Source organism: Pseudoduganella sp. SL102 (assembly GCF_027856995.1).
Lineage (GTDB): Bacteria > Pseudomonadota > Gammaproteobacteria > Burkholderiales > Burkholderiaceae_D > Rugamonas > Rugamonas albidiflava.
Genome location: NZ_CP115554.1, coordinates 5448096 through 5471566, shown reverse-complemented (window position 1 = coordinate 5471566; position 23471 = coordinate 5448096). Strand labels below are relative to the sequence as shown.

The window sequence follows — 23471 nt, the reverse complement described above, 5'->3', positions numbered from 1 at the left end:
CGACGCCACGGCGGCGCCCGGCGCGGTGTGGTGCCGGCCCTGCAATCCAATAAACAGCCCCGATCTGATAAACAGTCTCAATCTGGTAAGCTGCTCTTCTACTGACACTCTTCGTCCGACCATGGGGCAAACCGGCCAGCGCCGCGACATCATCCTGCAAGCACTTGCCGAACACGGGTCGGTACAAGTCAATGAGCTCGTGAAGCGGCTGAACGTGTCGGCGGTGACGATCCGCAGCGATCTCACCGCACTCGAGGCGCAGGGTCTTGCCGTTCGCAGCCACGGCGGCGCCACGCTGGCCCGCATGCCGCCGACCGAACACACGGTCTCGCAGAAAGACGCGCTCAATCACGAACAGAAGGAGCGCATCGGCGCCCTGGCCGCGAGCCTGGTGAAGCCGGGCGAGAATATCATCATCGATTCGGGCACCACCACGCTGTCGCTGGCGCGCCACCTGTGCGATGCCCAGAACGTGACGGTGATGACCAATGGCCTGAACATCGCGTGGGAACTGGTCAACGCGCCCGGCGTCGACCTGATCCTCACGGGCGGCCTGCTGCGCAAGCAGTCGCTGTCGATCCAGGGATTGCAGGCCGAGGCATGCCTGCAGGCCTACAGCTTCGACAAGCTGTTCCTCGGCGTCGACGGCCTCGACCTGCAGTTCGGCGTGACCACCCACCACGAAGCCGAAGCAAGCCTGAACCACAAGATGGTCGAACGCGCCAGGACAGTCATCGTCCTCGCCGACGCCTCGAAGTTCGGCTTCATCAGCCTGCATCGCATCGTCCAGCTGGATCGCGTCAGCACCATCATCACCGACGCGGACATCGGCCCCCAATACCGCGATGGCCTGCGGGACGCCGGCATCGAGCTGCTGATCGCCGGCTAGGTAGGCAGGGCCGCGGATCGGCGGATCACGGAGCAAGAATGGCCAGCGTCGTTCCAGCGCGGAACGCTCCCAGTTTTTCGTCCCATCCCTGCGACCTGGTTGCATCCGCGGCATTGGCGGGGCGCACGCTGTAGCGGACATCGCCCGCAAGGGAAGGGGCGCCATCCGGTAACGCCAGCAGCACGTCGTAGGTACCGGCCGGGGTGCCGGGCGGTATGGCAAGACTGGCGGCCATCTTGCTCGTCCTGCCCGGCAGCCAGGTGCGCGGATCGATCGACGCCAGGGTGATCCGCACGGCTTCGCCGGTGGCGCGGTGCCTGAGCACGACTTGCACGCCGCGCGGGTTGAAGGCGCGTGCCCAGCCGCTGTTGCGGACCGTCAGCGCGAACCCGCCCGACCGGCCGGCCACGATGGCGGCGCTGTGCCGCAGCGTCACCAGCTCGAAGCGGTAGCCCATGCGGCGCCTGACCTCGGCCATGCAGCCCTGCGCTTCCCAGCGCGCGTGGAAGAGACCCCGGTAGTAGCTGTCGTTCAGGTAAGTCAGGCCGAATTGCCGGCCTTCGCGCAGGATGTCGTCGCAGTCCGTGCGCGGTGTCGGATCGACCGCGTCCGCGGGATTGCAGGTTTCGCCGCCGAACGGTGCCACGGCCGACAGCGCGGCAACGTAGCCGCGCTCTCGCCGGCGCACCGCCGCATCCTCGCTGTAGGTGCCGACATCCGTGTTCGAGGCCAGGAAACAGTCGTTATGGACACCAATGCGCGAGGCGGCCGAACCGTCGCGCCAGCGCGGTGCCTTTGGCGCCCATGCCATCAGGTAGGGTGGATAGCGCACCTGCAGGAACCGGCCGGGGGGCAGGGCGCCCAGCAGCGCATCGCGGATCCGCGTCCGCGGTGCCGGTTCGGTGAGGTTGTTGGACGATGTATGCCATTCGCCCCAGGCGCCGACGAATCCGGCCTGCGGGTACGTGATCACATCCGCGTTGGCCGCCAGCGCCGGCCCGAGCTGCGCGATGTGGCCGAGAACGCGGCCGAGCGGCGCATCCCGCGCCGCCTGATACCCGGTCTCGCCCGCAGGGTAGTTGTAGAGAAAACGGGGAATGACTTTCAGGCCCGCGCGCCGCGCCGTCGCAAAGTTTTCCGATAAGCCGGCGAGCACGCTCCCGGGCAGCGGGCCGCCGGCATGATTGCCCAGCCGCACCGGTGCATAGACGATGCGGTAGCCGGCCGCGAACTGCGCGTGGGCCTGCGCTTGCGTCCAGGCGGCCAGGTTGTCCGCCGCCCACACGTACATGCCGCGCTCGGGATTGGCGATTTCCTCGTCCGTTGCACGGAACGTGGTGTCGACCACCGAGCCCGATAGGGGCACCGGCGTATCGGCACGCTGCGGCGATGGCCCGGCGCTGGCCTGCGCCGAGAACGCCAGGAGCAGGGCGAGCGGGCGCAGGCCTCCCATCGTCATGCCGCGGTGAGCAAGCGACCGAAGGCGGCCGGCACATGGAAGTCCGGCGTACCGCTGCCGGTGCCGGTCGGGCTCCACGCGGAATGGACGCGCGGCTTGCCGGTCCCTTCCTGGCCCTCCACGCGGAACAGGTTCAGGCGCCAGCCATCCTCGGCACCGCCCACACCGCGCATCGGCACGGCCAGTTCAGCCGTCCAGACCTTGTGCTCCACATCGACATGGGTCCGGGCACGGCTCTCGCCCACGATGCGCTTCTTGCCCGACACCTCGACGGCGATTTCCTGCAGCAGCCCGTTGGGCGCCACCTGCACCTCGCGGTAGCTTTTCAGCCCCGCACGCTCCGGCGCCTGCAGGAAGACTTCCACGACGTCGCGCTCCCACAGCGGCCAGATATCGGTCGCCGCCCTGGCGCGGTCGAAGGTGTTCAGCGTCTCGAACTTGCAGAGGAAGCGCAGGTAGAGGTGGCCGGCGCCCCGCAGCAGTTGCACCCGGGTCGATTGCGGGCCGGCCAGCGGCTTGCCTTGCCAGTCGTGCCGGAAGAAGGTCGCGGGCGCATCGGCCCATTGCGATGCGCGCGGGAAGCCGTCCGCCGCCACCGCCGCGATCTTGCCGGCGAAGGCCACCGGCAGCGCGTCGGGGGCGTCGGGGCGCGCTTCGATCAGCAGGCTGTGGGTGAAGCGCACCGAAAGCGTGGGTTTGTCGGCCGTGACCCTGCCCAGGGCCTTGCCGTTGAGCGCATCGCTCAGCGTCCAGGTGCCCGGGCCGAGGCCGCGCAATGCCACCACGCCGTCCCATTGCTCCGCGTAGAACGCGTAGTGCAGGGCGCCTCCCTGTTCGACGACGTGGGTCTCCGGCTTGTCGAAGCCCAGGTCGTACAGGTCGCCGCGGTAGCGGCCTTCGGCGAGGCGCTGCCGGTTGTACAGGTCCACCCACTGGCGCCAGTGCGCCTCGCGTTCGGGCGTCAGCAGGAAGGAGTCCTTCGGCTTGGGATCGACCGGCCAGGTGAACTTGGTGGCGACGACGGCGCCGATGCCCACGCTGGACGCGAAGTCCTGCCCACCGCTGCTCAGCTCCACATGGTCGCCCGCATAGGCGGACCATGGGCCCATCAGCGCCTTCAGCGTCTTGCCCTTGTGCCGCACCTGCCAGCTCGACAGCGGGTCCGACGCCGGCGCCTGGTCCATGAACGGCATGTTATGGAAGGCGTAGCTGGTGCCGCACGGGCACACTTCCACCACCGCTTCCGGGTTGGCGTCATGCGCCACGTCGTGCATGACCTTGTAGAAGGCCGCCACCGCCTCGACCGATTCCTCCGGCCGCTCGTGCCGGTGCTTCGGATTGAAGCACGGCGCCACGCCGTTGAGGTGCTGGCCGTCGACCTTCAGGCCGTCGAAGCCCCAGTCGGCGATGATCATCCGGATCGTCTCGGCCAGGCGCGCCTGCGTTTTCTCATAAGCGGGGCAGAGGTAGAAGCAGTTCCACCACGTGACGTCCTGCGGCGCGCCATCCTTGTCGAGAAGCAGCAGGTCGGTGTGGTCGTGCAGTTCGTCGCTGCCGGGGGCCACGGCCAGCGGCGCGATCCACAGCCGCGCCTTCATGTCGCGCGCGTGGATGTCGGCCACCAGCGCCTTCATGTCCGCCGCGCCGCGCGGGAACTTGGCGAGGTCGGGCGTCCAGTCGCCGGTCTTCACCTGCCAGCCGTCGTCCAGCACCGCCCACTTGAAGCCCAGTTCCTGCACCTTGGGCAGGGTGGCGCGCACGTAGTCGAGCGAGAAGTCGCGCTCGTAGCCCCAGGCGCACCACTGCGCCTCGTAGGCGCTTTGCGGTGGCTCGGGGGCGGCCAGGCCCTGCGCGGCCATCAGCCGGCGGTAGCGGTCCAGCGGCACGTAGAAGTCGCCACGATGCACGGCGATGAAGGTGGGCGGCGTGGCGAACGTGGCGCCCGGCGCCAGCGTCTGCGGGATGTCGCCGCGCAGCGAAATGTCGACCTGGTCGCCGACCGCCTTCACGGGCAGCGCGACGAGCAGCGGCTGCAGGGCCAGGTGGCCCACGGCCAGGCCGACGTCGCGGCGCCAGACATCGGCGACCGGCGTGCCGCCGCCGTAGTCCGACGCGTTCATGCCCAGGAAGTTGCGCTGCTCGAAGCCGCGCTTGACGGGCTGCACCCAGTCGCGCCGGTCGGCGTGGCTGGCACCGGAATACGTCCAGTAGCAGCCGGCGTGGCGCGGCGTGGCAGCCAGGCGGTGCGCGGCGTTCACCCACGCATCGATGGCGAGCGGCTTGTCGCCCGTGTTTACATAGCTCACGTCCAGCAGGGCAACGCCGGGATGCTCGTCGAGCAGCGTGACGGTGAGGCGCTTCTCGATGCCCTCCAGCGACCGGCCGGCCAGGCGCAGCGCCTGCCCGGCACCGAACGGGGTCACTACCCGGGCCGGCTCCGCCTTCTGCAGGGTGAAGCGGCCGAGCGGCTTGCCGCCGGCGACCAGGTGCTCGCTCGTGTCGAAGCCGGTCAGCGCGACGGGCTGCTTGCCCGCCAGGCTGACGATGCGGCAACGCATCCGTTCGTCGAACTGCAGCGACACGGCGGCGTCCTGCACGCGCACATGGCCCTTGCCTTCGGCGGCGCGGGCGAACGGAAGCTGCGTGGCCAGCGGCGCGGCGCCCAGCCACTGGAGGAAGGCACGGCGCGCGGTCATCGCTGGCCTCCAAAGGCACCGGGGAACGCACGCTGGGCGTTCGTGCGATAGAGTTTGTCCACCACCTGGCGCGGCAGCGCGAGGCCCTGGACCGGTGCGTCGAGATCGGCGACCTGGAAGGACTCCGCGGTGTTGAAGTAGCGCCAGTGCATGCGCCAGACCTCTTCGGCTTCGCGGCCCAGCGCGGCGCCGTCCTGGCCGGGAGCCTGCGCCATGTCGCTGCCGTAGAGGATGCGGTCCTGGTACTGGATGAAGAAGCGGCGCACGCGCTCGCGGTCCTTCTGGCTCTGGTACTGCACCTGGCCGATGCGCGCGGCGATGTCCACCACGGCGCCCGGGAAGCGGTCGAGGAACGCGGCCAGTTCGTCCACGTCGCGCTCCATCGATGCGAGGTGCACGCCGATGAAACGCAGCTTCGGGTGCGCCGCCACCATGCGGTCGCGCGCGGCCATCTGCGCTTCCCAGCTCGGCATCTCCGGGTGCAGGTGCATGTGGTACTGCGGATGGGCCTTGTAGTATTGGCGGTCGTTGTTGACCGTCATGCGCTCCAGCGGCAGCCAGCAGTTGTGCGGCTCGCCCTGGTGGCCCAGCAGCGGGATGCCCTGCCGGGCGAAGTCCTCGAACAGCGGCGCGAAGCGGGCGTCGTCGATCATGACCAGGTGCTGGTTCCTGTCACGCAGGCTCATGCCGATATTCTTCCACACCTTCACGCCCACGGCGCCGGCCCGCATCGACGCGGCGATGCGCTGGCGCGTGGCGGGCAGCCAGGCGGGCCTGTCGGAGCCGTCGACGGAGAAGCTGGCCACCCACGCCACGTCCTGCGGGAACTGCTTCTTCAGCGCGATGGCCACGCGCTGCTGGTCGTCGAGCGGCGGGAAGTCGGGGTAGTCGACATTGATCGTCAGCGCCTTGAAGTTCTGGCGCCGGGCCGCTTCCATGAAGGCCGGCGCCGCGTCGTGCAGGTGCAGGTGCGCATCGATCTTCACGACGCGGGCGTAGTCGGCCATCGTGTAGCTGGCTTCGTCCGCGGCGTGGGCGGAGAAAAGAACCGCCCCGGAGAGGAGGGCGGCGAAGGAGGAGAGTGATGTGGAAAGCAAGGTTCGCATTGAATAAAGTCGCATCGGTATTCCGGTTATCGGTAGCGCGGGGCGGGCGGCGCCCGCCGCCCGCTTCTCCTTCCTGCATCAGAACTTCAGGCTCGCCCCCAGGGTGATCGAGCGGCCATAGCGATAGTAGCCGTTGGGCAGGCTGACGGTGCCGTTGCCCAGCCGGGGCGCCTGCTCCGCATCGGTCAGGTTGTTGCCTTCGATGCTGATGCGCAGCGACTTGTTCACCTCGTAGGCCAGCTGGGCCGTCAGCCACGTCATCGACTTGGCCGTCTCGTTCCAGCCGGCGCCGAGCACATTGGTGGCGGTGACGAAGGAGTCGGTGTAGTCGGCCGTGGTGCTCATGCTCCACGGGCCCCGCTCGTACAGCACGCCGAACGACGCGGTGGCCGGCGCGATGCCCTCGAGCGGCCGCTCGACGCCGTTGACCCAGCTGCTCGACAGGTTGCGCGTGTACTGCGCGCGCACGCCGAAGCCGTTGTCGAACAGGTGCTGCAGGCCGATCTCCATGCCGCGCGCCTTGGCGCTGTCGCCGTTGATGGGGCGCTGCACGTTGAACAGCCGGCCGCCGGGGGCGCCGATATCCTGGCCCGTCAGCCATTCGTTGGTGATCTGGTTCCGGATGTTCTTCTGGTAGACGGCGAAGGTCAGCGCCGAGTCCTTGGCGTAGTACCACTCCAGCGAGATGTCGGCCTGGCGCGCGCTGTACGGCTTGAGCTCCGCGTTGCCGCCGAAGATCTGCGTGAAGTCGCCCCAGGAAATGCTGGCGGTGGTGCTGGACGGCGCCAGCTTGTCCACGGACGGGCGCGCCATCGTCTTGGCGGCGCCGAGCCGCAGTTGCAGGTTGTCCGTGATCGAGTAGGTGAAGTTGAAGGACGGCAGCCCGAACGTGTAGCTGGCCTCCTGCCGCACGGCGGAAGGATCGGCGTACACGGCCGTGTAGTTGAACGAGCCGTTTTCCACGATGTCGATGATCTTCGCGTCCCAGGCCTGTGCGGTGGTCTTGGTGCGCACGAGGCGCACGCCGACGTCCGCGCTCCAGTTCTCGCCGGCCAGGTCGGCCTGCACGAAGGCCGCCGTGGTCTTCTCGCTCACGCGGTAGCTTTCCAGCGGGTTCCAGGCCGGTGCCGACACGGTCGAACTGTACACGCCGCCGCCCGGGCGGGCCTTGCCGTCGTAGGCTTTCAGGGCCTGCGCGTAGTTGTCGACGTCGAAGCCCAGGAAGCTGCGCGGGAAGTTGCCGCTCACGCCCGACAGGAAGCCGCTCGGGCTCAGGGTCTGGTTGATGACATTGCCGCCCAGGGTCCCCACGTTGATCGCGTTCGCGCCGGAGTAGTGATCCTGGCCGGCATTGAACGCGTTGTTGATCATGTCGCGCGATTTCTTGCGGTTGGTCTGGCCCAGGCCGAACTTCAGGCGCTCGACGTGGAAGCGGTCGACCTTCCATTCCGCGTTCGCGTTCGCGCCGCGGATGTTGTCGTCGATGTTGTCGCCGGTCCTGCTGTAGAAGTGGGTATTGAAGTCGCTGGCGTTGATCTGGCCCTGCGCCAGTGCACTCTGCAGGTCGCGGCCATCGGCGAAGGTGGTTGTCACGTCGGGCACGGCGGCGCCGGTGAGCCTGATGCGCGTCACGTTCGGCTGGTTCATGCGCAGCACCACGTAGGTATCCTTGCCGCCGGAATCGCGCTTCGACGTGGACTCGTAGAGATCGCCGGTCACCTTGAAGGTCGGCGAAATCTTCCAGTCCGCATTGGCGCCCACCATCGTGGTATCCACCACGCGGAACTCGGTCTTGTTCAGTACCTCGGGATTGAGCCGCAGTTCGGGATCGTCGCTGGACAAGGTCAGGTCGTTCACCACGCCGTTGGCGACCTGCATGCTGGACCAGCGGCCCGGCGCGTACAGCGGGTAGAACGACAGCTGGTAGCCCACCTGCGGCGAGTCCAGCCGGGTCTTGAAACCGTCGACGACGACTTTCAGGTCGCGCGTGGGCCGCCATTCCACCTTGCCCGACAGCGCCAGGCGTTCCTTCTTTTCCATGATGGACCCGAAGCGGAACTGGCCCGGCCCGACCAGGCCTTCCTCGTCCGCGTCGAGCACGCCGTTGCCGTTCGGGTCGATGGCGCCGCCCCAGGTATTGCCGAACTCCCAGAACTGGCTCGGATCGCTCGGCACGGCGTTGCGCGACCAGCCGCCATCGTTGCCGGCCGTGTCGGTGCGCACGTCGCGCTTGGCGTAGACCACGCCGAGCAGCACGCCGACCTTGTCGCCGAAGGTGTTGCTGTACGTGCCCGACAGCTTCCTGCCATTCAGGTCGCTCATCTGGTTGCGGTCGGCCTCCACGCGCAGCAGGCCGCGCTGGCCTTTCTGCTCGAACGGGCTGGCGGAGCGCAGGTTCACCAGGCCGCCGATGGCGCCTTCGATCAGTTGCGCCTGGGTCGACTTGACGACGTCGGCGCCACTGATGACGTCCGCCGGCAGCACGTCGTAGGCGAAGTAGCGCCCCGCGCTGTCGGTGCCCAGCAGGCGGCCGTTGAAGGTGGTGATCGTGTAGTCGGGGCCCAGGCCGCGGATGCTGACGCGCTGGCCCTCGCCGCCGGCCGTGCGGGAAATAGAGACACCGGTGATGTGGCTGAGGGAGTCGGCCACGTTGTTGTCCGGGAAGCGGCCGAGTTCAGTCGCGCTGATGCTGTCCTGCACGACAGCGGAATTGCGCTTGAGCGTCAGCGACTGCTGCAGGCTGGCGCGGGTGCCGGTCACGACGACCTGCACCAGTCCGTCGGCATCGGCGGTGGCTTCCTGGGCGCCGGCCGGCACTGCGAGCGTGGCCAGGGCGAGCAGGCAGGCGGAAGTGATCGGCTTGAGGACGGGATTCTGCGCGGGATTCAGGGCGGGATGCAGGGCGGGATTCAGCGCGGGATTCGGCGCAAGGCGCGAATGATGGTCGGCGTGCGAGCGGCGGTGCAGGTGAGAACTCATGAAACGCTTCCTTTTATAAGTTGTTAAAGCAGCGCAGGCGCATGCTGGTAAAACGGGAAGGCTGTCCGATGGCGATCAGCAGCTCCGCCAGCCAGGGCCCGCACGGGCTGGTCAGAGGTCACGAGCGCTTTCGTTTGATTTCGTATGATGCTCATCCGCACTGGACGAGCTTTCGGTTCCGAATTTACGAAAGCGCTGGGTAGCGCGCTTATGGATACAGTGATATCGAGTCTATAGCGAAACTCAACGCAATACAAAACTTCTTACGTTTTTTCGATTTGGCTGTTGTATTTGTGTTTTTCGCACATTTTCTTTCGTTCGAAAGATCAGGGTGCTTGTCATTTCTGTTTTAAAAGCCACTATCCGCGCCGCTCGCCATGGCCGTATGGCTGACCCGCCCGCCGCTTTTTTCATACTGGGGAGTACGATATTCTGGGATTTTTCTTCTGGAGGTACGACTGATGGACATGATTCTTCGCGCGGTGTTGACGGTGCTGTTCTGGAGCGCCGGGCTGTTCGGATTGTTCAACTACGGCGCGGTGGTCGAGGAAGTGCGGGCGGTCGGGCTGCCGTTCGCGGGCGCGGTCGCCGCCGGCACGATCTTGCTGCAACTGGGTGGTTCATTGCTGGTCATCGCCAATGCCGGCAAGCTGGGCTGGGCCGGCGCCGTGGCACTGGCGATCTTCACCTTGCTGACGATTCCTTTCGGCCACGCGTTCTGGAATTTTCCCGAGCCGCGCCGGACGGCCGAACTGCACATCGCGCTGGAGCACCTGACCGTGGTCGGCGGGCTGCTGCTGGCCGCCTGGTACCTGAAGCGCGCATGAACGGGAACGGACCGAAACGCGGCCGGGGCCGGCCGCGCAAGCTGGAGTGCCGGGAAACCCTGCTGGAAGCCGGCAGGGACCTGCTATTGAGCCATGGCCTGCGCATGACGGTCGATGCCGTCGCGCTGCGTGCCAAGGTGGCCAAGACCACCTTCTATACGTACTTCCAGGACAAGGAGGCGTTCATCGAGGCCGTGATGCTGCGGGAGTCTGCCCGGACCATGAGCGACGAGGAATATCGCGCGGCCATCGGCGGCGATCTCCGGGAGGTGCTGGTCGGCTTCGGCGTGCGCTACCTGTCGTTCGCCAACGAGAACCGCCTGGCCGCGTGGGACCGGGTCATCACGTCCGCGAACGACCTGTATCCCGAGCTGGCGGCGCGGCTGTATGAAGCGGGCCCGGGGCGTGTCTACACGATGCTGGCCGAGATCCTCCGGCAAGCCGCGCAAGGCGGCACGCTCCGTATTCCGGATACCATGGCGGCCGCGGAAGAACTGGCCGGCATCTGGTACGGGCACACGATCCTGCGGGTCAACCTGAAGATCCGCTGCCCGCTGAGCGCCGGCGAAATCCGCCAGCGCGCCGAGCGGGGTGTCGACCTGCTGTACCGCCTGTATGGCTGAACCACGTGGATGGCCCGGCCAGCGGGCCATGCCGCCGTGTTACCAGCGGTGGCGGAAGCTGATACTGACATCCAAAAGCTTGGCAACTTTCGCGCCGCGTGCCCGCGCACGGGCGCTTACCGCCCCGCTTTGTCCGCAGCATCCTTTTCGATGACTGCATTCTCCTCGATGATCGCCACATCCCAAGGCGCCAGCGTCAGCTTTTCCGCGGGCGAAACTTTGCGGCCCGCCAGCAGTTCGGTACCGGCCTTGCGCGGATACGCGAAGCTCACCGGCGCGGCGGAATAATTGAAGTAATAGTGCACCGCCCGGTTCGAGCCGTTGATGCCGGTCCGCGTGCGGACGCTGGCCGGCAGCTGCTGGTCTTGTCCTGTCAGCCCGAGCTCCCGTAGCGCGGACTGGAGCACCGCCTTCTGCAGCTGGTCCGTCAGGTAGGTGCCCTGGTAGATGACCTTGCCCGCGCCGTACTGGTTCGACGTGATGGCCGGCCAGCGGCCGAAGAACGGGTGGTCGTACCACGCCAGCGCCGTGGCCGTGTCGAGCTGCAGGAACTCGGCCCAGTGCTGCACCTTGTTGGCCGCGCCCACCTGGTACGGGTCATCCTTCAGCGCGAGCGGCTGGGCCAGGTTGGAAAATTCCTGGTAGTGGAAACCGAGCGCCTCGCGCAGGGGGCCAGGCGCCATCGACCAGCGCACCGCCGTGTGCTCGTTGGTGAAGCCGCTCTTGAAGGTCATCACCACGCGGCCACCCTTGCGGATGTAGTCGGTGATGCGCCGCAGCAGCGCGTCGTCGGCCACGTAGAGGGATGGCACGACCAGCAGCTTGTAGGAGGAAAAATCCGCGGTGTCGGGGAAGACGAAGTCCGCGCCCACGTTCAGGTCGTACAGTGCGCGGTGGATCTGGCGGACCAGCGAACCGTAGTCGGCCCGGGTGGCGGTGCCGCCCCATTGCGACTCCTTGGCGAACGGCATGTCGTTGAGGGCGTTCAGCGAATCGCGGCTCCACAGGATCGCCACGTCGTTCCTGATGCGCAGGTTCACCAGGCGCGGGCCGATCTTCTTCAGTTCGGCGCCCGTCCGGCTCATCTCGGCGTAGGCACGGTTCGGTTCCAGGTCGTGCGACAGCACGCCTTTCCAGTAGGTTTCCTGGTTCGCATGGATCGACGACCAGTGCCAGTATTCGACCATGTTGGCGCCGTTGGCCAGGTGCGTGTAGACGTCCTGGCGGAATTGCCCGTCGTACGGCGGATATTGGAACGAGGAGCTCCAGTCGGTGGATTGCGCATTGGTTTCCGTGACGAGGAAATTGCCCCGCTTGAGCGAGCGCGTGAAGTCCGCCTGCAGCGTCTGGTCCGCGCCGTTGTAGTACTCGCGCTGGCCCCAGTAATAGATGTTCACGGCCGGCATGTCGAGCGCGCGCGACACGGCTTCCTCGTTGACATCGCTGTGCAGGGCGCCGGCGAAATCGTGCGTGACGAACTGGCGCGCCGACGCGCATTCGCGCACCAGGCCGGCCTGCCAGGTGAGGAAATCGGTGACGCGCATCTGTCCCCAGCGCGACCATTCGAGCTTGTAGCCGGTGCTCTGCGCGCCATCCGGGCGGGGCAGGTCGACCCAGCTGTGCAGGTTCTGGCCCCAGTAGTTGAGGAACCATGCCTTGCTGAGGTTTTCCGGCGTGCCGAATTTCTTTTCGAGGTAATGCTGGAAGCGCACGAACACGTCGTCGTTGGCTGCGCCATAGCTGCCCGTTTCATTGTCGACCTGCCAGCCGATGACGTGCGGGTTGTCCCGGTAGCGCGTGACGATCTTGCGGATCAGGCGCTCGGCGTAGAAGCGATAGGCGGCCGAGTCGGTGTTCATGTTCTGGCGCATGCCGTAGGTGTTCTGTACACCGTTGAACTTGCGGGCGAGGATTTCCGGATTCTGCCTGGCCATCCAGGCCGGGATCGAATACGTCGGCGTGCCCATGATTACCTTGATGCCGGCCTTGCCCATCGCGTCGATGACCCGGTCCATCCACGCATAGTCGAAGCGGCCATCCTCGGGTTCCCACAGGCTCCAGGTCGATTCGCCCAGCCGCACCACGTTGAAGCCGGCGGCCTTCATCATCGCCACGTCTTTTTCCAGGCGCTCGTAGGGCATGTACTCATGGTAGTAGGCAGCTCCGTACAGCACGGTCGGCAGTGCCGGCGGGGTGCTGGCGGCAGGTGGCTGGGCGAGTGCCGGCGCACACGCGCCGGCGATCATGGACGACAACGCGTACGCGAGGATGCTCCGCTTCTGCATGCGATATTTTCCTGGTGATGGAAACCTGTTCCGGTAGCCGCCGATTGTCGGGTCTCGCCGGGTGGCCGCACAATGGTGAAAATGCTCGGCGCGGCGAATGATTTGTGACGGCCCGCCACAAGTAGCCGCAGCCGGATCGAGCTGTTATGATCGCGGCAACACACCCCGCAGAGGGTGATGCGCCGGGACAGCCCATTACATCGGAGACAATGCAACAGTTCTACAAGAAGGCGCTGCTTGCGCTGATCTTCCTCGTGCTGGCGGACGCCCTGTGCGCGGCGTTCCTCGTCCACCGCAGCCACCTGACCCTGGCGCTGCTGCCGGCCGACAGGGATGGCGTGCGGTGGCACTACGTCGATTACTCGGATGTGGCGGAAGGCGGCACCTCCACCGTCCGCATCCACGATCCCGGGCGCGAACGCCTGCGTTTCGATTTCAGGCTGACGGACAAGGCGCGCTATCCCTTTGCTTCCGCGGAGCTGTCGCTGGATGACGGCAAGGGGCGGCCCGCCTTTGCCGACTGGTCGAAGTACGGCACGGTGACCTTCGTGGCCAGGTGCGCGCCCGCCAATTCGATGATGCTGGCGGTTGCCACGTTCGATGAAAAGATCTCCCGGCGGGGCGAGCCGCAAACGTACCGGTCGCCCGGCACCTTCTTCTCCTGCAACGAGCAGGGCATGCCTGTGGCGGTCGACCTGACCCGGCTCGTCATCCCCGAATGGTGGCTGTTCTCGATGAACCTCGATCCCTCCAACCTGGGCTATACCCTGGACAAGGTATCGAAGATCGTCTTCGGCACCAGTCCCCGGAGTCCCCGCGGCGTAGATTCGCAGGCGGAAATCAGCGAGGTCACGCTGCACGGCCGGGATTACCGCTACATCGCCGTGCTGGCGGTGTTGCTGGTGGCGGGATGGGCCGCCTTCGGCGTCTGGTTTTTCCGTGCCCACACGCGTGCCCTGACCGCGAGCCTCGATTCGCGCATGAAGAAGGACTTGCCGCTGGTCGCCTACCGCCAGCTGACGCTGGAACCCTACAAGGACAAGGAAAAGGCCTCGGTCTTGCGTTTTATTTCCACCAATTACACCGACACCGCACTGGACCTGGAACGCGTGGTGGCGGGAACCGGTGCCAACCGGAACAAAGTCAATGAAGTGCTGAAAGCGGAACTCGGCATGACATTTACCGCTTACCTGAATAAATTGCGGCTGACCGAAGCCGCGCGATTACTGGCCGATAAAAGCGCGGCAACCATTGCCGAAATAGCCTATTCGGTCGGCTATGGCAATGTCTCGTATTTCAACAAGCTGTTCAAGGAAGAATACGGCTGCACGCCGAAAGCCTTCCGCTCCCACGCTTCGCAACACCCGATCGACGCCGGCCATCCCCCGGCCAGGCAGCCCGCACCCCCGGCAGATGCGCCGCAGTAGCGCCTTTGCACTCCTCGCACTTCTTGCAATCTCCGCACCAGTAATCGCAATTTCGGCACCGTGCTAGAAATCCCGCTACCGGCGTTAAAGCCGTGCCGGCCGAAGCCCTATGCTCCGGGCATGGCCACGTTGCCGCCGCCGATGCCGTGCGCATGAATCGGTGTGCCGTCAGCGGCGCATGCGGCGACGCGGCCCCGACACCCCCGATATTCAAAAAAATCAATAGAAGGAGGAGACCTTGATATCAAGCCAGGTTTGCGCGCTGCTGTCCGCCGCATTATTACTGACCGGTTTCGCCCAGGCGGAAACTTATCGATGGGATTCGGTCGCCACGGGTGGCGGCGGTTTTGTATCCGGCATTATCCCGAGTAAAAGCGAGCGTGGCGTGGTCTATGCGCGCACCGACGTGGGCGGCGCCTACCGCTGGAATGCGCACGATGAGCGCTGGGTATCGATGATGGACTGGGTGCCGGAGGCGCAGGTCGGGCTGATGGGCGTGGCATCGCTGGCGATCGACCCGAAGGACGCCGGCCGGATCTACCTGATGGCCGGTACCAGCTACTTCAACGGCGGCAAGAGCGCCATCCTGCGCTCCAGCGACTATGGCCGGACATTCGACGTCATCGATGTCACGGCCCGCTTCAAGGTGCATGGCAATGCCATCGGCCGCCAGAACGGCGAGCGCCTGCAGGTCGATCCGGGCGACGGCCGGGTGCTGTACGCGGGCAGCCAGTACGATGGCCTGTTCAGGAGCGGCGACGCGGGCACCACGTGGGAGCGCCTGGCGTCCCTGCCGGTGACCACCACGCCGAACGGCGCCGGCATCAGCTTCGTGCTGCTCGACCCGGCCAGCGTCGAGGGCGGCAGCGCCCGGCGCATCTTCGTCGGCGTGTCGCGCCAGGAATCGGCCGGCCCCAACCTCTATGTCAGCCATGACGCCGGCGCCAGCTTCGAACCGGTGGAAGGCGGCCCCGCCGGCCTGATGCCGCAAGGCGCGGTGATGTCGCCGGAAGGGCGGCTGTACCTCACCTACGCCAACGGTGCGGGACCGCATCCCACCGAAGGCGAGCCGATGGACCGTGGCCAGGTATGGGAATACGACGCGGTGGGCGGCAACTGGGCCGACATCACGCCGGCCGGCGCCAGCGGACCGTTCGGCGGCATCAGCATCGATCCCGCCGATCCGCGCCACCTGGTGGCGTCCACCGTCAACACGTGGCGCCAGCAGGGCAGTGGCTGGGGCGACCGCATCTACACCACGCGCAATGCCGGCCGGGACTGGGTCGACGTGGTGGAGCGGGGCTTCGCGATCGATCCGAAAGGCATCGACTGGATCACCGGCAGCTCGATCCACTGGGCCGGCGACATCGAGTTCGATCCCTTCGACAGCAAGACCGCCTGGGTCATCTCCGGCAATGGCGTGTTCCGCACCACCGACATCGACGCGCCGACCACCCGCTGGGGCTTCGACGTGCGCGGCCTGGAAGAAACCGTGGCGTTCGCGATGCTCAGCGTGCCCGGCGGTCCGCTGGTTTCGGTGATCGGCGACTACGATGGCTTCGTGCAGGACGACCCGGCGCAGTACGGCGTGCGGCACAGTCCCGCGATGGGCACGACGACCAGCCTGGCCGGCAGCACCGACGGGCGCGTGCTGGCGCGCGCCGGCAGCGGCATCTACTATTCCACCGACACCGGCGCCAGCTGGGCGAAGGCGGCGGCGATCAACGGCAGCCACGGCAAGCTGGCCGTGTCCGCCGATGGCCAGCTGCTGCTGCACAGCCCTGAACGCGCATCGACGACCTACCGTTCCACCGACTTCGGCACCAGCTGGAGCGTGGCGGCGGGGCTGGCCGTGGCCGACGCGCACCCGATCGCGGACGCGGTCGATCCGCGCCGCTTCTACGCGTACGACAACGTCAACGGACGCATGCTGGTCAGCGACGACGGCGGCGCCACGTTCACCGCCAGGGGCCAGCTGCCGGCGCAAGGCCTGAAGACGATGGCCGCCGCGCCAGGGCGGGCCGGCGACGTCTGGGTCTGCCTGGCTGGCCGCGGCCTGGCGCATACCAGCGATGCCGGCGCCACGTTCGAGACCATCGCCGGCGTCGACAGCTGCACCGCGGTCGCCCTGGGCAAGGCCGCGCCGGGCACCGCGTATCCCGCCCTGTACATGTGGGGCACGGTGCACGGCGTGCGCGGCATGCTGCGCTCGATCGACAAGGGCGCCAGCTGGTCGCGCATCAACGATGACGCGCACCAGTATGGCGGCACCCAGTCCATCGCCGGCGACCTCAATACCTACGGCACCGTGTACATGACATCGGCGGGCCGCGGCATCGTCTACGGTGCCACCGCGGGCGATGCCGGCGACGTCATCGTGGCGCCCATCGACACCAGCGGTCCCGGTCCGGCCGAACCACCCAACCGGTGCGAGTACGTGATCACCACGGCCTGGGAGGGCGGGCACATTGCCGACCTGCGCATCACCAACAACCGCTCCGCCACCATCCACGGCTGGACCGTCAGCTGGACCTACGGCGACAACTCGACGGTGGACAGCTGGTGGAACGCCGCCGTGACGGGCGCGCCGCCGACCTGGACCGCCACGGCGGACCAGCCCTGGAACACGAACATCGGCCCGGGCGCGACCGTCAGCTTCGGCATGGTGGTTACCGGCTCGTCGATCCCCGTGATCAGCGGCGACGTCTGCAAATGAACCGGCGGGGCGCCTCGCCCCCGCCTCGATCGGATCAACCGCATGAATCCCATCATCACATCCATCGCATCATCGCACTCAAGGACAACATGAAAATCTTCCTGACCGTTCTGGGCGCCAGCATCGTGCTGGCTTCGGCGGCGCATGCCACCGTGCTGAATTTCGACGACCTGGAGGCCGGCGGCAAGCTGGCCAGCATCGCCCCGCACAATCCCTATGCCGGCCTGGCGTGGAGTTCCAGCTGGTACCTGGGCGACACCGCCGTGGCCGGCTATGGCAACGGCGCGCACTCGGGCACGAACTTCCTGACCAACGGCTACGGCGTCAACAACCTGGCCATCGCCAGCACGACCGGCTTCGATTTCGGCGGCGGCTGGTTCGCCACGCCCGCCACCAACGGCGCCCACGCCAGCTGGATCAACATCAGCGCCTATGACAGCGCCGGCCTCCTGATCGGCAGCACCGGCAACCTGGCGATCGGCGCCAGTTATACCTTCATCGCGGCGAACTTCAGCAACGTCGCGCGCCTGAACATCGCGCGCGACAAGGGCTGGTTCGTGATGGACGACCTGTCCATCGCCAGCGCGAGCGCGGTGCCGGAACCCGGCAGCTTCGCCCTGACGGCACTGGGTTGCGCCACCCTGGCGGCACTGCGATGGCGCCGGAAAATGCCGGCGTGACGGGGCCGGCGGCGGCCGGCAAAGCCGGCGCAAGCGCGAGCTTCTCTGTAAAAGAATGACGATGGAGACGACGATGCCGCATACCGGCAAACCGCACAGGGTTGCCCTGTTATTCAACGGGAACAAGATATTCGACCGCGAAGTGATGGCCGGGATCGCGGCCCACCTGCACAGTACCCGCGCCGAGTGGGACCTGTTTTTGGAAGAGGATTTCCGTCTGAGGCTGCACAACATCGAGCACTGGCAGGGCGACGGCATCATCGCCGATTTCGACGACCCGTGCGTGGCCGAGGCCCTGACGGGCTGCCGCGTGCCGGTGGTGGCGGTGGGCGGCTCGTATGCCGACGACCTCGGCTATCCCGCCGGCGTGCCGTACGTGGCCACCGACAATGCCAAGCTCGTCAAGCTGGCCTTCGATCACCTGATCGACGCGGGCCTGCACCGCTTCGCCATGTTCAGCCTGCCCGAAGCACCCGGCAACCGCTGGGCGCAGGAGCGCGAGCATGCGTTTCGCGAGCTGGCGGGAAAGAGCGGAGCGCACGTCGAGGTCTTCCAGGGCTGCGCCACCGCCGGTTCCTCGTGGGACGAAGCGGTGCAGGGCCAGATCGCCTGGCTGCGCAGCCTGCCGAAACCATGCGGCATCATTGCCGTCACCGATGCGCGTGCGCGGCAGCTGTCGCAGGCCTGCACCATCGGCGGCATTGCGGTGCCGGAACAGGTGGCGCTGATCGGCATCGACAACGACCCGCTGGTGCGCCAGCTCACGCGCATACCCCTCAGTTCAGTGATCCAGGGTGCCCAGGAAATCGGGCGCACCGCCGCGCACCTGCTGGACCGCATGCTGCACGGGGTGCGCCTGCCCGATACGCGCATCCTGGTCCCCCCGGCCGGCATCAATGTGTGCGCTTCCAGCCTGCACCAGCCGGTGCGCAACCCCTACGTGATGCAGGCCAGCCATTTCATCCGGCAGTACGCATGCCAGGGCATCAAGACTTACCAGGTCGCCGATTACGTGGGCCTGTCGCGCTCCTCGCTGGAACTCTATTTCCGCCAGGAATTCGGCTGCAGCGTGCACGACGCGATCCTGCGCTTCAAGCTCGAGGCCGCGAAAGCGGGACTGCGCAGCCGCGATCGCAGCGTCGCCGACGTGGCGCAGCAGTGCGGTTTCCTCACCACCCAGTACATGTACCAGGTATTCAAGCGGGAGCTGGGATGCACGCCCCGCATCTACCGCGACCGCGTGCTCGGCGAGAGCGCACTGCCCGCCGGCGCAGGGTAGGGAGCACCGCGCGGCAGGAAAACGCATCGAAGTGACGTCGCATCGATGTCAATTCGCTATCGCAGGCGATAAATTCCTCATTGGTCGCGTCAAGCCGTTTCGCCTAGACTCGGGCGCACAACAATATTCGGAGACCAGACCATGAAAACCCTGTTTGCCGGCGCCGTCCTGGCCGCCGGCCTGCTGCCGTTCGCCGCCATGGCCGAACCGGCCAAGCCAACGCCCGCCGCGACCGCCGTGAAGCTGACCGTCGACACGCGCACCGAGACCGGCCCCATGACACCCCTGTGGGCCTGGTTCGGCTACGACGAGCCGAACTACACCACCACGCCCAATGGCAAGAAGCTGCTGTCCGAACTGGCGGCCATGAGCCCGGTCCCCGTGTACGTGCGCGCGCATAACCTGATGACCTCGGGCGACGGCAGCCATGCGCTCAAATGGGGTTCCACCGGCATGTACAGCGAGGATGCCGACGGCAAGCCGGTCTACAACTGGAAGATCGCCGACGCCATCTTCGACGCTTACATCGAGCGCGGCATGAAGCCGCTGGCGCAGATCGGCTTCATGCCGGAGGCGCTGTCGCCGCAACCCCAGCCCTACCAGCACCGGTGGAAGCCGGGCGTGCGCTACGAGGACATCATGACGGGGTGGGCCTATCCGCCCAAGGATTACGCCAAGTGGTCCGAGCTGATCTACCAGTGGGTGCGCCACTGCGTGGAACGCTATGGCCAGCAGGAAGTCGAGAGCTGGTACTGGGAAGTGTGGAACGAACCGGACGGGCACTACCTGATCGCGCCGGACCGCCGGCAGGCGTATTTCAAGATGTACGACCACGCCGCCGACGCCGTCAAGCGCGCCTTGCCGACGGCCCGCTTCGGCGGCCCGCACACGGCCGTGGCGGGGGACTTCATGGAAGCATTCCTGCAGCACGCGCTGCACGGCACCAACCACGCGACCGGCAAGAAAGGCTCGCCGCTCGACTTCGTGGCCTGGCATGCCAAGGGCGCGCCGAAGGTGGTCGACGGCGTGGTCCGGATGGGCATGGACACCCACTTCCGCAACCTCGACCGGGGCTTTGCGATGGTGGCGAAATACCCCGAGCTGAAGGGCATCCCCGTCATCATCGGCGAGTCCGATCCGGAAGGCTGCGCGGCCTGCGGCATGCAGACCAATCCGGAAAACGCCTACCGCAACGGCACGCTGTACGCCAGCTATACAGCGGCATCGGTGGCCCGCCTGTACGACTTGGCCGACCGCCGCGGCACCAACCTGATCGGCGCGGTCAACTGGTCCTTCCTGTTCGAGGACCAGCCCTGGTTCGCGGGTTACCGCGACCTGGCCACCAACGGCGTCGACAAGCCGGTATTGAATGTGTTCCGCATGCTGGGCATGATGCGCGGCGCGCGGCTGAAGGTCGGCGGCGACCTGGCGTACGATGCCGAACGTATCCAGCGCGAAGGCGTGCGCGGTGCCCGCACCGACGTCGGTGCGCTGGCCAGCCGCTCCGGGCGCGAGGTGGCCGTGCTGGTCTGGAACTATCACGACGACGACATCATCGATGCCGGCGCGCCGGTCGACGTGGCGCTGAGCGGCATTCCCGCGCAGAGCGCCACCGTGCGGCACTACCGCATCGACCAGGAGCACAGCAACTCGTATGCCGCCTGGAAGCGCATGGGGTCGCCGGCCAGCCCCACTGCCGCGCAAGTGACCGCGCTGCAGAAGGCCAGCGCCCTGGCGCAGCTGGGCGAGCCGTCCACCGTAACCGTGCGCAACGGCGTCCCCACCTTGCGGATGCAGCTGCCTCGCCAGGCGGTGTCACTGCTGGTAGTGGCGTATTGAGCGGGTCCGCGCGCGGCGTCTCGGACCCCAGGTTCAACCGCTAACTGGATAGCCGGGTCAGCGGCCGCCAGCCGCGAACTCGCGAGCCGGCAGGCGCACCTTGACGGTCGCCACCGGTGCATCGGCCGCCTCGGCGAGGATCACGGTGTATTCGCCGGCGGCGATCTTCCACTTGCCGCTGGCGCTGTCGAACACGGCCAGCGTGCGCGGGTCGATGGCGACGCGGGTGGCGCGGCTTTCGCCGGCCTGCAATGCCAGCTTGTCCCAGCCGCCCAGGCGCTTCGGCGCCTCCCAGCCGCTGCCGGCCTTGCTCACGTACACCTGCGGCACCGCCTTGCCGGCGCGCTTGCCGTCGTTGGTCACGCTGAACGACACGTCGATCGCGCCATCCTTCGCCGCCGCGGCCAGGCCGGTGTACTTGAACGAGGTGTAAGACAGGCCGTGGCCGAAGGCGAACAGCGGCTTGTGCCCCTTCTTGTCGAACCACTTGTAGCCGACCGCCGCGCCTTCGATGTCGTAGTCGGTCGTGAAGCGGCTGCCTTCCGGCAGTCCGGTACCGTCCACCACGGGGCGCGGCAGCTGGTCCACAGACATCGGGAAGGTCGCCGGCAGGCGGCCGGAGGCATCCACTTCGCCGGTCAGCACGCGGGCGATCGCTTCGCCGCCGCGGCTGCCCGGGTACCAGGCCTGCACCACCGCGTCGACATTGGCCAGCCACGGCATGGTGACCGGCGAACCGGTTTCCAGCACCACCACGGTGGGCTTGCCGGCGGCCGCCACGGCGGCGATCACCGCGTCCTGGCCATTGGGCAGCGACAGGTCGGGCTGGTCGATGCTCTCGGCGGTCCACTGCGTGGCGAAGACCAGGGCCAGGTCGCTGGACGCGGCCAGCCGGGCGGCGGCCGCCGCATCCTTGCCATCGTGATAGACGAGCTTCGCCTGAAGGCGCTTGGCCAGCGCCTGCATCGGCGAGGAGGGCAGGTAGACGATCGGGCCGGGGAATGTCTTCGGACCTTCGTTCGGCACCGGCGAGCCGCCGATCGGATAGACCTGCGAGGAACCGCCGCCCGACAGCACGCCCACGTCGGCATGGCCGCCGATGATGGCGATGGTGCGCTGCGTGCCGGCCAGCGGCAGCACGCCGTTGCGGTTCTTCAGCAGCACGATGCCTTCCTCGGCGGCCTGCTGGGAGACCTGCGCGCTGGCGGCGAAATCGATCTTCTCCGGTTCGACCTGCACCGGGTGTTCCATCACGCCGTTGGCGTACATGGCGCGCAGGATGCGCTGCACCATGTCGTCCAGCCTGGACTGCGGCACGTGGCCGTTCTCCACTGCTTCCTTCAGTGCGCCGTTGAAGTACGGCGACTGGTCGAACGGCCAGCCGGACTGCTGGTCCAGGCCGGACAGCGCGGCCGGGATGGTCGAGTGCACGGCGCCCCAGTCGGACATCACATAGCCCTTGTAGCCCCAGTCGCGCTTGAGCACCTTGTTGAGCAGGTGGTCGTTCTCGCAGGCGTAGGCGCCGTTGACCAGGTTGTAGGCGCACATGACGGAACCCGGATTGCCCCGCTCGATGGCGATCTGGAAGGCCAGCAGGTCGGACATGCGGCCCGCCGCATCGCCGATCTTGACGTTCACCTTGAAGCGGCCCGTTTCCTGGTCGTTGTAGGCGAAGTGCTTGACGGTGGCGACCAGGTGGTTGGACTGGATGCCGCGGATCTGCTCGCCGGCGATCACGCCGCTCAGCAAGGGATCTTCGCCGGCGTACTCGAAGTTGCGGCCGTTGCGGGGTTCGCGCTGCAGGTTGACGCCGCCGGCCAGCATCACATTGTGGCCGGACAGGCGCGCTTCCTTGCCGATCATGGCGCCGCCTGCGTAGCTGAGCGCAGGATTCCAGCTGGCCGCCGTGGCGATGCCGGCCGGCAGGGCGGTGCGCTGGCGCGGCGAGGGATTCGGCTGCGAGGCGACGCCGGTGCCGGCGTCCGTCAACTGCTGGTGCGGGATGCCCAGGCGTTGCACGCCGGGGATGAAGCCGGCGGTGAATGGCACGCCTTCCTTCGGCTTTGCCGTGCCCTTGAAATCGGTGGAGAAATAGCCGAACACGGTCTGGATCTTTTCATCCAGCGTCATCGCGGCGACCGCGGCGCGTGCGCGCTGGTCGGGGTCCGCCTTGGGATTGTCGGCAAAGGCGTCGGCAGCCATCGCGTGGACAGCGGACGCGATGAGCGTCAGGGCCAGGGCGCCGTGTTGTACGCGGTGCTTCGCGCGGTGCTTCATGATCATGCTGAGTTGTCTCATCCGTTTGTCTCCGTGAATTATTCGAAATGTTGTCAAGGTACGCCCTGCATGGTTGAGCTCTCGCTCGTGCCAGACCGGAATATGGCCTGCCGAAACACGCAAAAAAGAAGAGAAAAGGGCCCGTGAAATCGATTTCAACGCAGTTTCGTGATCGTCTGGCGTAATGTCAAGGGGCGGCGTAGCAGCCCGCCTGATATTTCACGAAAATTCGTATTTTTACTACGTTTAGTGATTTCCACTAAACAAAGCTGTTGACGGAACGTCACGGTTGCCAGTAAGTTTCGCTTCCTGAATTCGTTTTCATAAGCGCGTTGGTGAAAATCCCACCATGCCGCACAACCGCATTCATTGCCCGAGGACACCTTCGG

14 protein-coding genes are annotated in these 23471 nt (G+C 66.7%); 8 read left to right on the top strand and 6 right to left on the bottom strand.

Annotation, left to right across the window (positions count from 1 at the left end):
* The first annotated feature begins 121 nt into the window (after window positions 1-121).
* Complete coding sequence (agaR, locus tag OU994_RS22960) at window positions 122-889, top strand: transcriptional repressor AgaR (protein ID WP_281607840.1); 768 nt, start codon at window positions 122-124, stop codon at window positions 887-889.
* Window positions 890-914: 25 nt separating this feature from the next.
* Here the strand turns inward: agaR and OU994_RS22955 are convergent, their stop codons facing one another.
* From OU994_RS22955 to OU994_RS22940, 4 genes are all read right to left on the bottom strand, one after another.
* Window positions 915-2348, bottom strand: a complete 1434-nt coding sequence (locus tag OU994_RS22955; RefSeq protein WP_281607839.1) for a DUF4832 domain-containing protein — start codon at window positions 2346-2348, stop codon at window positions 915-917.
* Window positions 2345-5044, bottom strand: a complete 2700-nt coding sequence (locus tag OU994_RS22950; RefSeq protein WP_281607838.1) for an alpha-galactosidase — start codon at window positions 5042-5044, stop codon at window positions 2345-2347. The genes OU994_RS22955 and OU994_RS22950 overlap by 4 nt, the downstream gene beginning before the upstream one ends.
* On the bottom strand, window positions 5041-6141 hold the full coding sequence (locus OU994_RS22945; protein ID WP_281607837.1) for an amidohydrolase family protein: 1101 nt from the start codon (window positions 6139-6141) through the stop codon (window positions 5041-5043). Before OU994_RS22945 ends, OU994_RS22950 begins: the two co-directional genes overlap by 4 nt.
* Window positions 6142-6228: 87 nt before the next feature.
* Complete coding sequence (locus tag OU994_RS22940) at window positions 6229-9129, bottom strand: TonB-dependent receptor (protein ID WP_281607836.1); 2901 nt, start codon at window positions 9127-9129, stop codon at window positions 6229-6231.
* A gap of 461 nt (window positions 9130-9590) precedes the next feature.
* Here OU994_RS22940 and OU994_RS22935 point away from each other — a divergent pair, with 461 nt between their 5' ends.
* The gene (locus OU994_RS22935; protein ID WP_281607835.1) at window positions 9591-9956 is read left to right on the top strand and encodes a DoxX family protein; all 366 of its coding nucleotides are present in this window, start codon (window positions 9591-9593) and stop codon (window positions 9954-9956) included.
* On the top strand, window positions 9953-10579 hold the full coding sequence (locus tag OU994_RS22930) for a TetR/AcrR family transcriptional regulator (RefSeq protein ID WP_281607834.1): 627 nt from the start codon (window positions 9953-9955) through the stop codon (window positions 10577-10579). Before OU994_RS22935 ends, OU994_RS22930 begins: the two co-directional genes overlap by 4 nt.
* Window positions 10580-10695: 116 nt before the next feature.
* Here OU994_RS22930 and OU994_RS22925 read toward each other — a convergent pair whose 3' ends face one another.
* Window positions 10696-12864: a beta-galactosidase gene (locus tag OU994_RS22925; protein WP_281607833.1), complete on the bottom strand. Its 2169-nt coding sequence runs from the start codon at window positions 12862-12864 to the stop codon at window positions 10696-10698.
* A 209-nt stretch (window positions 12865-13073) separates the two neighbouring features.
* On the opposite strand from OU994_RS22925, the gene OU994_RS22920 reads away from it, so the two are divergent.
* The 5 genes from OU994_RS22920 (at window position 13074) to OU994_RS22900 (ending at window position 20805) form a co-directional block, all read left to right on the top strand.
* Window positions 13074-14291: an AraC family transcriptional regulator gene (locus tag OU994_RS22920; protein ID WP_281607832.1), complete on the top strand. Its 1218-nt coding sequence runs from the start codon at window positions 13074-13076 to the stop codon at window positions 14289-14291.
* 238 nt (window positions 14292-14529) lie between these two features.
* Window positions 14530-17007: a cellulose binding domain-containing protein gene (locus OU994_RS22915; protein ID WP_281607831.1), complete on the top strand. Its 2478-nt coding sequence runs from the start codon at window positions 14530-14532 to the stop codon at window positions 17005-17007.
* A gap of 89 nt (window positions 17008-17096) precedes the next feature.
* Window positions 17097-17687 (top strand): PEP-CTERM sorting domain-containing protein, encoded by a 591-nt coding sequence (locus OU994_RS22910; protein WP_281607830.1) that lies wholly within the window; start codon window positions 17097-17099, stop codon window positions 17685-17687.
* Between the two features lie 73 nt (window positions 17688-17760).
* A complete protein-coding gene (locus OU994_RS22905) occupies window positions 17761-18966 on the top strand; it encodes a XylR family transcriptional regulator (protein WP_281607829.1) in 1206 nt (401 codons plus the stop codon).
* A 141-nt stretch (window positions 18967-19107) separates the two neighbouring features.
* Window positions 19108-20805, top strand: coding sequence for a hypothetical protein (locus tag OU994_RS22900; protein WP_281607828.1), 1698 nt, complete (start codon window positions 19108-19110; stop codon window positions 20803-20805).
* A gap of 57 nt (window positions 20806-20862) precedes the next feature.
* On the opposite strand, the gene OU994_RS22895 is transcribed toward OU994_RS22900, so the two are convergent.
* Entirely contained in the window at window positions 20863-23103 is a 2241-nt protein-coding gene (locus OU994_RS22895; protein WP_373922480.1) for a beta-glucosidase, read from the bottom strand.
* Window positions 23104-23471: the final 368 nt, after the last annotated feature.

Excerpts from the sequence above, each read along its gene's own strand:
- agaR (WP_281607840.1), top strand. The coding sequence starts at position 122 with ATGGGGCAAACCGGCCAGCGCCGCGACATCATCCTGCAAGCACTTGCC.
- OU994_RS22955 (WP_281607839.1), bottom strand. The coding sequence starts at position 2,348 with ATGACGATGGGAGGCCTGCGCCCGCTCGCCCTGCTCCTGGCGTTCTCG.
- OU994_RS22950 (WP_281607838.1), bottom strand. The coding sequence starts at position 5,044 with ATGACCGCGCGCCGTGCCTTCCTCCAGTGGCTGGGCGCCGCGCCGCTG.
- OU994_RS22940 (WP_281607836.1), bottom strand. The coding sequence starts at position 9,129 with ATGAGTTCTCACCTGCACCGCCGCTCGCACGCCGACCATCATTCGCGC.
- OU994_RS22935 (WP_281607835.1), top strand. The coding sequence starts at position 9,591 with ATGGACATGATTCTTCGCGCGGTGTTGACGGTGCTGTTCTGGAGCGCC.
- OU994_RS22930 (WP_281607834.1), top strand. The coding sequence starts at position 9,953 with ATGAACGGGAACGGACCGAAACGCGGCCGGGGCCGGCCGCGCAAGCTG.
- OU994_RS22925 (WP_281607833.1), bottom strand. The coding sequence starts at position 12,864 with ATGCAGAAGCGGAGCATCCTCGCGTACGCGTTGTCGTCCATGATCGCC.
- OU994_RS22920 (WP_281607832.1), top strand. The coding sequence starts at position 13,074 with ATGCAACAGTTCTACAAGAAGGCGCTGCTTGCGCTGATCTTCCTCGTG.
- OU994_RS22910 (WP_281607830.1), top strand. The coding sequence starts at position 17,097 with ATGAAAATCTTCCTGACCGTTCTGGGCGCCAGCATCGTGCTGGCTTCG.
- OU994_RS22905 (WP_281607829.1), top strand. The coding sequence starts at position 17,761 with ATGCCGCATACCGGCAAACCGCACAGGGTTGCCCTGTTATTCAACGGG.
- OU994_RS22900 (WP_281607828.1), top strand. The coding sequence starts at position 19,108 with ATGAAAACCCTGTTTGCCGGCGCCGTCCTGGCCGCCGGCCTGCTGCCG.
- OU994_RS22895 (WP_373922480.1), bottom strand. The coding sequence starts at position 23,103 with ATGAGACAACTCAGCATGATCATGAAGCACCGCGCGAAGCACCGCGTA.